General features: G+C 47.1%; 9 protein-coding genes. 2 read left to right on the top strand and 7 right to left on the bottom strand.

The genetic code is table 11. From position 1 onward, the window contains the following. The first annotated feature begins 7 nt into the window (after positions 1 to 7). Together F0229_RS18140 and F0229_RS18145 are read left to right on the top strand one after the other, a co-directional pair. Complete coding sequence (locus F0229_RS18140; RefSeq protein WP_017076955.1) at positions 8 to 364, top strand: MerR family transcriptional regulator; 357 nt, start codon at positions 8 to 10, stop codon at positions 362 to 364. 60 nt (positions 365 to 424) lie between these two features. After that, a complete protein-coding gene (locus tag F0229_RS18145) occupies positions 425 to 805 on the top strand; it encodes a carboxymuconolactone decarboxylase family protein (protein WP_017086632.1) in 381 nt (126 codons plus the stop codon). Positions 806 to 916: 111 nt separating this feature from the next. On the opposite strand, the gene F0229_RS18150 is transcribed toward F0229_RS18145, so the two are convergent. From F0229_RS18150 to F0229_RS18180, 7 genes are all read right to left on the bottom strand, one after another. Beyond that, positions 917 to 1,798, bottom strand: coding sequence for an AEC family transporter (locus tag F0229_RS18150; RefSeq protein ID WP_004732869.1), 882 nt, complete (start codon positions 1,796 to 1,798; stop codon positions 917 to 919). Between the two features lie 287 nt (positions 1,799 to 2,085). Continuing rightward, positions 2,086 to 3,420: a guanine deaminase gene (gene guaD / locus F0229_RS18155; protein WP_171733404.1), complete on the bottom strand. Its 1,335-nt coding sequence runs from the start codon at positions 3,418 to 3,420 to the stop codon at positions 2,086 to 2,088. Between the two features lie 59 nt (positions 3,421 to 3,479). Then, on the bottom strand, positions 3,480 to 4,361 hold the full coding sequence (gene xdhC / locus F0229_RS18160; RefSeq protein WP_171733405.1) for a xanthine dehydrogenase accessory protein XdhC: 882 nt from the start codon (positions 4,359 to 4,361) through the stop codon (positions 3,480 to 3,482). Between the two features lie 55 nt (positions 4,362 to 4,416). Then, positions 4,417 to 6,822, bottom strand: coding sequence for a xanthine dehydrogenase molybdopterin binding subunit (xdhB, locus tag F0229_RS18165; protein WP_171733406.1), 2,406 nt, complete (start codon positions 6,820 to 6,822; stop codon positions 4,417 to 4,419). After that, on the bottom strand, positions 6,815 to 8,260 hold the full coding sequence (gene xdhA, locus F0229_RS18170; RefSeq protein WP_171733407.1) for a xanthine dehydrogenase small subunit: 1,446 nt from the start codon (positions 8,258 to 8,260) through the stop codon (positions 6,815 to 6,817). Before xdhA ends, xdhB begins: the two co-directional genes overlap by 8 nt. A gap of 496 nt (positions 8,261 to 8,756) precedes the next feature. Beyond that, positions 8,757 to 9,491 carry a GntR family transcriptional regulator gene (locus F0229_RS18175; RefSeq protein ID WP_017071662.1) on the bottom strand — a complete coding sequence of 245 codons (735 nt, stop codon included), beginning with the start codon at positions 9,489 to 9,491 and terminating at the stop codon, positions 8,757 to 8,759. Positions 9,492 to 9,684: 193 nt separating this feature from the next. After that, complete coding sequence (locus F0229_RS18180) at positions 9,685 to 10,371, bottom strand: DNA-3-methyladenine glycosylase I (protein ID WP_171733408.1); 687 nt, start codon at positions 10,369 to 10,371, stop codon at positions 9,685 to 9,687. Positions 10,372 to 10,509: the final 138 nt, after the last annotated feature.

Here is a 10,509-nt window from a genome sequence, read left to right on the forward strand (position 1 = left end):
TGAAGTAATGAATGTGAGTGAGTTTTCTCAGTTGGTGGGTTTGTCGGCTCACACGCTTCGCTACTATGAAAAAATCGGCTTGTTGAAAAATGTTCAGCGGAACAGTAGCGGTCATCGAGTCTATACATCGAAGGACGTTACCTGGATTGAGTTCGTGAAGCGGCTGAAAGACACCGCAATGCCACTGGATGAGATTTTAGAATACGCAAAGCTAAGGGAATTAGGGCCAGAATCGACTTCGCAGCGCCAAGTGTTGCTCGAACAACATCAACAGAATTTGAGGTCCCATATCGAAGAGCAGCAAAAGCATCTGGCTGCGCTAGAGCAAAAAATTAGTTTGTATCGAGATGGAAAAGTCCGTTGACTTAGAGTCGACTCTAACTTGTAAGGTGTTCCTGTGAACTATAAATACAGGAACAAACTCATGAATCAATCACGTTTCGACATTGGCTTAGAAAGACTTAATCATATCGACGGAGAAGCAGGGCAACAGGTTATTGAAAGCCTGCAAGACATCTGCCCTGATCTTGCAAAATATACTATCGAGTATCCTTTTGGTGATATCTATTCACGCCCCGGTTTGGATTTGAAATCACGAGAGATCACGACCGTCGCTGCCCTTACCGCACTCGGCAATTGTGCCCCTCAGCTTAAGGTGCATTTGAATGCGGCACTCAACGTCGGATGCAGCGAGGAAGAGATTAAAGAAGTGATATTGCAGATGTCGGTGTATGCGGGATTCCCAGCGGCGTTAAATGGCATGTTCGCATTTAAAGAGGTGCTTGCGGAGAGAGGCACAGCTTGAGATAAATAGAAAATATAGTCTGAAAAGGGAGCGTCAACTTTGCTAAGTTGCGCCCCCTTTTTATTGATTGGCTAAGTTTTCAAGGTCGTAAACCTGAAGGTTCGCGGTTCTTTAAGATGACATAGACAGCGCGAATGACAACAAGATAGGCAAGGTGACCACACTTAGGAAGTTACCGAACAACACCATAGACGCGACCTTGGGAGGCTCGACATTGAACCTTTCTGCGAACAGGTAGTTCATCACGGCGGGTGGCAGCATGGTGAACAGCACCATCATCTGTAGGTGCAACGTAGGCAGCGGAATAAAGAAGTAGATGATGGCAAAGGCGATGGCACCAGTAAACAGCGATTGAGCCGTACACAGCAAGCCAACTTTGAGTCCGCTTAGCTTCAAGTTGACCATTTGCGAACCCAACGACAACAGCATGATGGGCACGGCTGCTTGGCCGAGTAGCGATGTGGCTTCGTAGATTGGATTCCACACTGCAATGCCAGATAAGTTGAGCGTCATCGCTAATGCTGCGGCTAAGAATATCGGCATCTTGAGGATCTGCTTGATCGGATTACCTTCACTCAACAGCGCCAAGCCAACACTAATGTGCACGCAAGCCGATACCACAAACAGCAGTACTGCAGGGGCTAACGCGCTTTCGCCAAAGGTATACGTGAATAGAGGAATCGCAAGGTTGCCACTGTTGCGGAACATGTGTGGCGGAGCCCAAGCTTTGAAGTTGAGCTTAAAGATCTTACAGATTGGTATCATCAATAAAGCAGGCACCAACACCGCGACCAAAGAGGCGGTGATGAGTGGCAATTGTTCGGTGTCGAGGGGCATGGTGGTCAGCGAGGCAAACACTAGCGCAGGAATACACACATCCATGTTGATCCGATTGATCGGTTTGAAATCGGGCTTGAGCCAACGACCTACCGCAAAGCCAGCACTGGCTAAAGCAAAAACGGGAAACAGAATGCTGACGACCTGTTCGAACATAGAATTCCTTTCTAGATTTAGTGCTTCCATTTAGCTGAGAAACGAATGTTCGAGAGAGATGCTAAAGTGAAGTATGAAGTCGATATGTATAAACATTAACCTATCAATATAATGACTTGGCGTCACCGAAGATCGTTGTTTGTGAACGGTTAATTTATATTTCTTTGAATGAAGCACAAAAAAGACCAGTGGCATCAGCAACTGGTCTTTCAAGGCTAGATAAATCTGGACGGATTTTTAATTAACGACGGCTGTCGCTGTCTAGCGATTGTTACTCGGTTTTCAGTCTAGCTAACGAGCTTTTGATAATCTTTGAAATTCACATCGTAGGCTTTCTCGCCGTAGATGTAAGTCTCGCTGACGGTTCTGTCGTCACCCAGGCTCATCAATACAAATAGCTTCTCTTCAAGCTTGGTCGCTTGTTCCATTCTAAAGCGCATCAATTGTGTGGCGTGTAAGTCCAACACCACGAAATCGGCTTCTTTTCCTACTTCCAAGTTGCCAATCTTGTCTTCTAAATGCAGTGAACGTGCACCACCTAATGTGGCTAAGAATAGCGACTTAGCTGGGTGCAATTTCTTATGTTGAAGCTGCATGATCTTATAGGCTTCACTCATGGTTTGTAGGATTGAGAAGCTAGTGCCTGCGCCGACATCAGTCCCCATACCAACACGAATGCCGTGCTCTTCCATTTCTGGTAATCGGAATAAACCTGAGCCTAAGAACAGGTTAGAGGTCGGGCAGAAAGCAATGGCAGATTCCGTGTCGGCTAGGCGCTTACATTCGCAATCAGACAAGTGAATGCCATGGGCGAAAACCGAACGTTTGTGCAGTAGGCCATATTGGTCATACACATCCAAATAGCTGTCGCGCTCTGGGAACAGTTCTTTTACCCATTCAATCTCTTTCTCGTTTTCAGAAAGGTGCGTGTGCATATACACATCTGGGTACTCTTCTAGCAATTTACCAACGGTAGCCAATTGTTCTGGTGTACTGGTTGGCGCGAAACGAGGTGTCACGGCATAAAGCAAACGGCTGCGGTTGTGCCATTTCTCAATCAGTTCTTTGGAGTCGGCGTAGCCAGATTCTGGCGTGTCGGTGAGGTAATCAGGCGCATTGCGATCCATCAAAACCTTACCCGCAATCATACGTAGGTTGCGCTTCTCAGCTTCTTCAAAGAAAACGTTAACCGACTCTTTGTGTACCGTGCCGAACACGAGTGCCGTGGTTGTGCCGTTGCTTGCTAGTTCGTCTAGGAATAGCTTCGCCACTTTGTGTGCGTAGACTGGGTTTTTGAAGCGCTTTTCTTCTGGGAAGGTGTAGTTCTCTAACCAATCAAGAAGTTGCTCACCGTAAGACGCGATCATCCCTGTTTGAGGGTAGTGGATGTGCGTATCAATAAAGCCAGAGGTGATCAGCTTGTCTTTGTATTCTTTGACTTCGAGTGTTTTAGGTTGGCGAGCCAATACCTCGTCGACATGGCCCAAGTCGACGACATGGCCGTTCTCAACCACTAAAACACCGTCTTCAAAATAGTCGTAAGACTCATCGATGCCGACGTCTTTTGGGTCGGCGACGCTGTGTAAAATACTGGCGCGATAAGCTTTGCGTTGCGTTGTCATGTTTACTTCCTTTTAATGACTTCAGCGACGTTATGGCCACTGAAGCTTTGCGACTTGTGTTAGGCGATCTTCTCTTCCAATGGTGGTTCGCCTACGTCGCTTGGTTGACTGTGTTGATCGGTCAAACCCTGATTTCGATATTGTTTGGTTGGGCGCTTTTGTTCAAGCGCTTGGCCTTGATAGTGTGCGATCAGTTCACCCGCAACCGATACCGCAATTTCGGCAGGATGTTTGCCATTCACGGCGCTAATGCCAATCGGGCAAAGCATGGTTTCGATTTGTTCTTGGCTGTAGCCACGTTGCTCTAAGCGAAAATCGAATTTCTTACGTTTAGTGAGCGAACCGATCATGCCGAAGTAACGGCTGTCTTCACGGTCGATAATCGCTTTGGTTAGATCAAAATCGAGCTGGTGGTTGTGTGTCATCACGAGGTAATAGCTGTTCGGTGGCATGTGTTTCACTTCGCCAACCGGATCGTCTGAGACAAGCTTCTTCACACCGTGTGGTAGCGCTTCAGGGAACACTTCTTCACGTTCGTCAATCCAAGTCACGCGGAAAGGCAGGGTTGCGACAATATGCAGCAGCGCTTTGGCAACGTGGCCTGCGCCAAACAGCACAAGGTGGTTCTGCTGAGTGCCAATCGGTTCAAAGCTTAACGTTGCCATTCCGCCACAACATTGGCCTAAACGAGCACCTAGGTTGAAGCGTTCCACTTTGAGCGATTTTTCGCTGGCAATCAGCATCTCGCGAGCCATTTTGGTGGCCACATGTTCAAGGTGACCACCACCAATCGTAGCGATGATTCGGTCACGAGTGACAAGCATTTTTGTGCCCGCATCGCGTGGAACGGAGCCTCTGTCTTCAAGAACCGTCACCATCACACACGGTTCGTAGTTCTCTTCCAGTTTTGCCAGTTCGTGAATCCAATTATCCTTAAACATACGTCCTCCTAAATCCCTTTTTTATGCTTCCCAAGCTAAACGATCGATATGAGCCCTAAGCCGTTTCTGATTGAGCATCGACCGAAGTCGGAGCCGTTTCAGTGACTTCCTGAATCGCCATCAGAATACGTTCTGGCGTTGCAGGTGTGTTGAGCTTAGGAATCGCGCCATCGACGGCGACATAGCTGATTGCGTCTTTCAGTGCGCTCCATACCGACATACCCAACATGAAAGGCGGTTCACCCACGGCTTTCGAGTTGAAGACGGTGTCTTCTGGGTTGTTACGGTTTTCTAAAAGATGCGTTCTGAAATCAATTGGCATATCAGCAATCGCCGGGATCTTGTAACTCGCAGGACCATTGGTCATCAAGCGGCCTTGCTGGTTCCAAACCAACTCTTCCGTCGTTAACCAACCGACACCTTGCACAAAGCCACCTTCGACTTGGCCGATATCAATTGCTGGGTTCAATGAAGCGCCCACGTCATGCAAAATATCGACACGCAGAATCTTGTTTTCGCCGGTTAGGGTATCGATGATGACTTCTGAACAAGAGGCACCATACGCGTAGTAGTAGAACGGACGACCGCGTGCTTTCTCGTGATCGTAATAGATCTTCGGAGTGCGGTAGAAGCCAGTGCTCGACAGCGAAATTTGGTTAAACCAAGCCAGTTCAACAAACGAGTTGAAGGTCATGATCTCATCGCGAATTTGCACCATGCCGTTCTTAAATACCACCTCTTCAGGCCACACTTTGAAGTGCGAAGAAGCGAAGTCAATCAGGCGCTGCTTAATGGTCATTGCGGCGTTTTGCGCGGCCTTACCGTTGAGGTCGGTGCCCGATGAGGCTGCGGTTGGTGAGGTGTTCGGAACTTTGTCTGTGTTTGTAGCGGTGATCTGGATACGTTCGACATCGACTTGGAACTCCTGTGCAACGATTTGTGCCACTTTGATGTTCAAGCCTTGCCCCATTTCCGTACCACCGTGATTCAAATGAATACTGCCATCGGTGTAGATATGGATGAGCGCACCTGCTTGGTTCAAGAAAGTCGCAGTAAACGAGATGCCGAATTTCACGGGTGTGATAGCAAGGCCTTTCTTCAAGATAGGGCTTTGCTTGTTGAACTCAGCGATTTCTTTACGACGTGCGTGATAGTCACTGCTGCGTTCAAGCTGTTCGGTTATCTCAGGTAAAAAGTTGTCTTCAACGGTTTGGTAGTAATGGGTTACGTTACGGCCTTCTTCGCCGTAGTAGTTCGCCTTACGTACTTCCAAAGGATCTTTTTTCAGGTAACGCGCAATCTCGTCCATGATGTGTTCAATGGTCATCATGCCTTGCGGGCCACCAAAGCCACGGTAAGCGGTGTTCGATGCGGTATTGGTTTTGCATCGATGACCGACCACAGTTGCATCGCCTAGATAATAAGCGTTGTCTGAGTGAAACATCGCGCGGTCGACGATAGAGCTTGATAAGTCTGGTGAGTAGCCACAGTTACCTGTAACGGTAATATCCGCACCTTGAATCACACCATTGTCGTCAAAACCGACCGTGTATTGATTGTAGAACGGGTGGCGCTTACCAGTTTGCTGCATGTCTTCATTACGCAGCAGACGCATTTTGGTCGGTCGGCCTGTAAGGTGGGCAATCACCGCAGCCATACAGGCTGGAGAGGCTGCTTGAGTCTCTTTACCACCGAAACCACCACCCATACGACGCATATCAATCACGACTTTGTGCATCGGCACGCCAATCACTTCCGCAACCAGCTTTTGAACTTCGGTCGGGTTCTGTGTAGAGGTGTAGACGATCATGCCGCCGTCTTCGGTTGGCATTACACTACTGATTTGCGTTTCTAGGTAGAAGTGTTCTTGGCCACCGATCTCTAGGTCACCAGAGATCACGTGTTTTGCTTTTGCCAGCGCTGCTTTTGAGTCACCACGCTGTTGAGTGTGGCTTTCTGTTACGAAGTGCTCTTTTGCCAGCGCTTCTTTCACATCAAGAATGGCTGGTAGCTCTTCGTATTCAATAACGGCTGCGTGCGCGGCTTTGCGTGCGGTTTCTAGATCGTTAGCTGCCACAGCAATCACAGGTTGGCCGTAGTATTCTACTTTGCCATCGGCAAGCAGTGGGTCACCTGGAAGGATAGCACCGATATCCAGTTCACCCGGTACGTCTTTCGCTTGAATAGCAATTGCCACACCTTCGAATTCGTAACATGGAGATAGGTCTATTTTGGTGATGTTAGCGTGCGCTTGAGTGCTCAGGCGTGCGTATACATGCAGCTGATTTGGGAACTCTAGGCGGTCATCAATGTATACCGCTTCGCCCGTGACTTGCTTGGCTGCACTGTCGTGTTTAACGCTTTTACCTACGCCAGTTTTTAGGTCTTGTTTTGCAATGGTAACCATCTCTTCGTGGGTCATCGCATTGCTCTTGTGACCAGAGGAATTTGATTTAGACATAAGACGTTACCCTTGTTTCGATTTGGTTGTTTTTGTTCTGCTGTTCAATGAAGTAACGACGCAACATATTGGCTGCCGACAATGAACGGTATTCTTGGCTGGCACGGAAATCAGATAGCGGCTCAAAGTCGTTATACAGTTCCTGCATCGCTAACTTAATATTAGCGTCTGTCCATGGTTTGCCTAATAACGTATTTTCACAACGAGTTGCACGCTTAGGCGTTGCTGCCATACCGCCGAAAGCGATACGAGCGTAAGAAACCTTGCCGTCTTCGATTTGAATATCAAACGCACCACACACCGCAGAGATGTCGTCGTCTAAACGTTTAGACAGTTTGTAAGCTCGGAAGCTGTCGTTAGTTGGCTTAGGAATGATGATCTGTTCAATGAACTCACTCTCTTTTTGCGCCGTCACTTTGTAGCTGATGAAGTAATCTTCAATCGGCATGTTGCGTGACTCGTCACCGCAACGAAGTTTGATCTTTGCGTTAAGGGCAATCAGCAGAGGAGGGGTGTCACCGATAGGCGAAGCATTCGCTACATTACCGCCGATGGTGCCTTGGTTACGCACTTGCAGTGAAGCAAAGCGATGCAGCAGTTCACCAAAATCTGGGTAGTGTTTTTTCAATAGTGAGTAAGAATCACTGATAGGCAGGTTGGCACCAATGATTAGATCGGTGTCGGTCTCTTCACATACCTTCATGTCTTCAACAAGGTTCACGCTGATCAGTGTTTCAATCTCACGATGGAATTGCGTCACTTCCAGCGCTAAATCCGTACCGCCAGCAACCAGCTTAGCGTTCGGGTGGGCTTGAAAAAGCTTGGCCAACTCATCGGTGCTTTTTGGGGAAAAAGCGGTGAGGTGACCAAGGCGTAATTTGGCCTCAGTGTCTTGAATGCTTTCTAGCTTCTTGATGGTGTTGCGTTCAAGTTCAGCAAATTGGTCGATCAAAGGTTGGTCTGTTGAAAGTGACATCGCAGCATCAACAATTGGTCGGTAGCCTGTACAACGACATAGGTTACCCGCCAGTGATTCCATGACGTCTTCTTTGCTCGCATCGGGTTTGTTTTTGCCTAGCGCAAACATCGACATGATGAAGCCCGGCGTGCAGTAACCACACTGTGAACCGTGAAAATCAACCACCGCTTTTTGCACTGGGTGCAATGAGCGATCTCGATTTTGCAGATCTTCTACTGTGATCAGTTGCTTGCCATGCAGCGCTGAAACGAACGTAAGGCAAGAGTTCACCGAGCGGTATTGCAGTTGTCCATCAACCACTTCACCCAGAACTACCGTACATGCGCCACAGTCGCCCGACCCACAACCTTCTTTTGTACCCGTCTTATTTATCTTGGTACGAAGGTAGTTGAGCACTGTCATATTTGGCGACAGATTATCTTCGCGTCTTATTTCCTGATTGAGCAAAAAAGTAATCAAGAGACCTCCTTGTAAATCGACATATTTCCATGTGTATTCTTTTTGACTTCTAGGTCAATAATTATCCATCCTGACCCTGCGGTCAACTATTTATTTACAAAGATGCAACAAAGGTGGCTTGTTGTGAATTGTATACAATTTAATTTTGGTCATAGTCGTCTGTTTTATAAGGGTTTGGATTGAGATTGAACAGTTTTATGGTGTGAATGAATGGATAGCTATGTATACAAGATAAAGACAAGATTTATGGCACTGTTGGGAGTGATTCTGTAGAGGCTAAGATCGTTGTTGAGGGCAGAATAGACTGTATTTTTAGATGGATGTGAGTCGATCGTCGTATTTATTTTTAGGGGAGAGGGCATAAAAAAGAGAAGTAAACACGAAGGCTTACTTCTCTCCAATTTTGTTAACGAAAAGCTGTTAACAAAAAGCTGTTAACAAAAAGCTGTTAACAAAAAGTTGTTAACAGATGGTTATCAATCGTTTGTTGAATCGTCTATGACTTACTCTTAAGCAGATCTGAGAACACGACATGCAGATCACTAGAAGCTGTGCTGCTGTCTAGGTTGAGCTTCGAACGAATATGGCTTAGGTGTTCTTGCATCAACTCTACGGCTTGTTGTTCATTGCCTGACTCTATCGCATCCAGTAAGCCTGAGTGTTCGTCTAGAGAACAGTTCGAGTGGTTGCCCGTTTCGTACTGAGCGATCAGCAGTGAAGTTTGCGATACCAAGCTGCGTTGGAAAGCCAGCAGTGGCGCGTTCTCTGCCATTTCAGCCAATTTGATGTGGAACTCACCAGACAAACGTAGGCCAGAGCCGTAATCGCCTTGGTCGAAAGCACAGTTCTCTTTCGCGACTAATTTTCTGCATTCTTCTATTTGAGCTTTGGTTGCGTTTTTCACCGCCAGCTCAGTGATAGCAATTTCCATCACTTCACGTGCTTTAAAGATTTGTTTGGCTTCGTCAACCGTTGGCGCAGCAATCACGGCTCCTCGGTTAGGACGGATCACCACAACTTGTTCTAAAGAAAGACGCAGTAAGGCACGGCGGATAATGGTGCGGCTAACGCTAAAGATTTCTGCTAACGCTTCTTCGCTTAATTTGGTGGCTGGTGGCAGCCTTTGTTCTAGTATCGCGTCGAAGATATGGCAGTAAACAACATCGTCTTGAGTCTGGCCTGTTACTTTTGTTTTTACACCTTTGGAGACAGAATTTTTGAGAGCTGTCATAGAGATAAGGGCCCTTGTTTAGTCGAGTTGGGTTGGTCGAGAATAATTCATGAGTGTTACTCTATATTGTATACATTTATCTATACAATGCCACCGGATGAAAGTGCGATGCACGCTTATTTGTTAATGACTTATAACATTTAGTTTGCAGTGAACTGCGTGCGTTCTAAAGCTTTAAGTCATTCTTATTGAACTAGACGCGATTATCGCCACAGCTGTAGGCGACGATCTGGCTTATTTCGCTCAGGGTACGACCTGATTGCTGCTGCCACTCGTTGAAAGCCTTACTTGCCGCGACTTGTGCTCGTTTGGTGTTACGACCGCTATCAATCACATCTGTGCTGCGCAGGTGCGCTTCAACGTCAGAAGATAAGATAAACGTGTCTTTTCCCATTTGGCGCAAGGTGTAAGCACCTGTGTTACCACCTAATCGCTTACCGTGTTTCTTCAGATAATCCCAAAGTTCTGTAATTCGTTCTGATGGCCAGTCGGCAACCATTTGTGAGAAGGAATCCGCTTCACGCTTGGCGTTGTGAATCATGGTGGCATTGGCAGGGATAGTCATTACCTTAGTCAGGTGACGAATAATGCGTGGGTCTTGCGCTTTCTGTTCCCACATCTCGTTCGGCAGCATTAGCATTTTTTCGATGTCGAATTCAAAGAACACTTCTTCGAATTGCGGCCATTTTTTTCTCACCACATTCCATGAAATGCCACATTGGAATACCTTTTCGGTAAAGGCGGCTAGCCAACGATCGTCGGTGATTTGTGATAGCTCGGCTTGTGAAAGGGGCGCTCGAACAATTTTTTCGAGTTCGGCCGCTCCGCCTTTGCGGTGAGCTGCACGTTGGTAAATAGTATCGAATTTTTCTTGGGTCATTGAAGGTTCCAAATTACATCTGTGTAGCCAATGCTTAGGGCGTGTTGATCTTTCGTGAGTGTTCTTTGAACAGCATGGTAAAGAGTTATAATTTGCTTCGCCAAAAGTAAAACCATAACCAATACCATGCCAAGAACA

The sequence above is a fragment of the Vibrio sp. AIC-3 genome (genome assembly GCF_013114515.1).
GTDB classification, from domain to species: Bacteria; Pseudomonadota; Gammaproteobacteria; order Enterobacterales; family Vibrionaceae; genus Vibrio; species Vibrio crassostreae_C.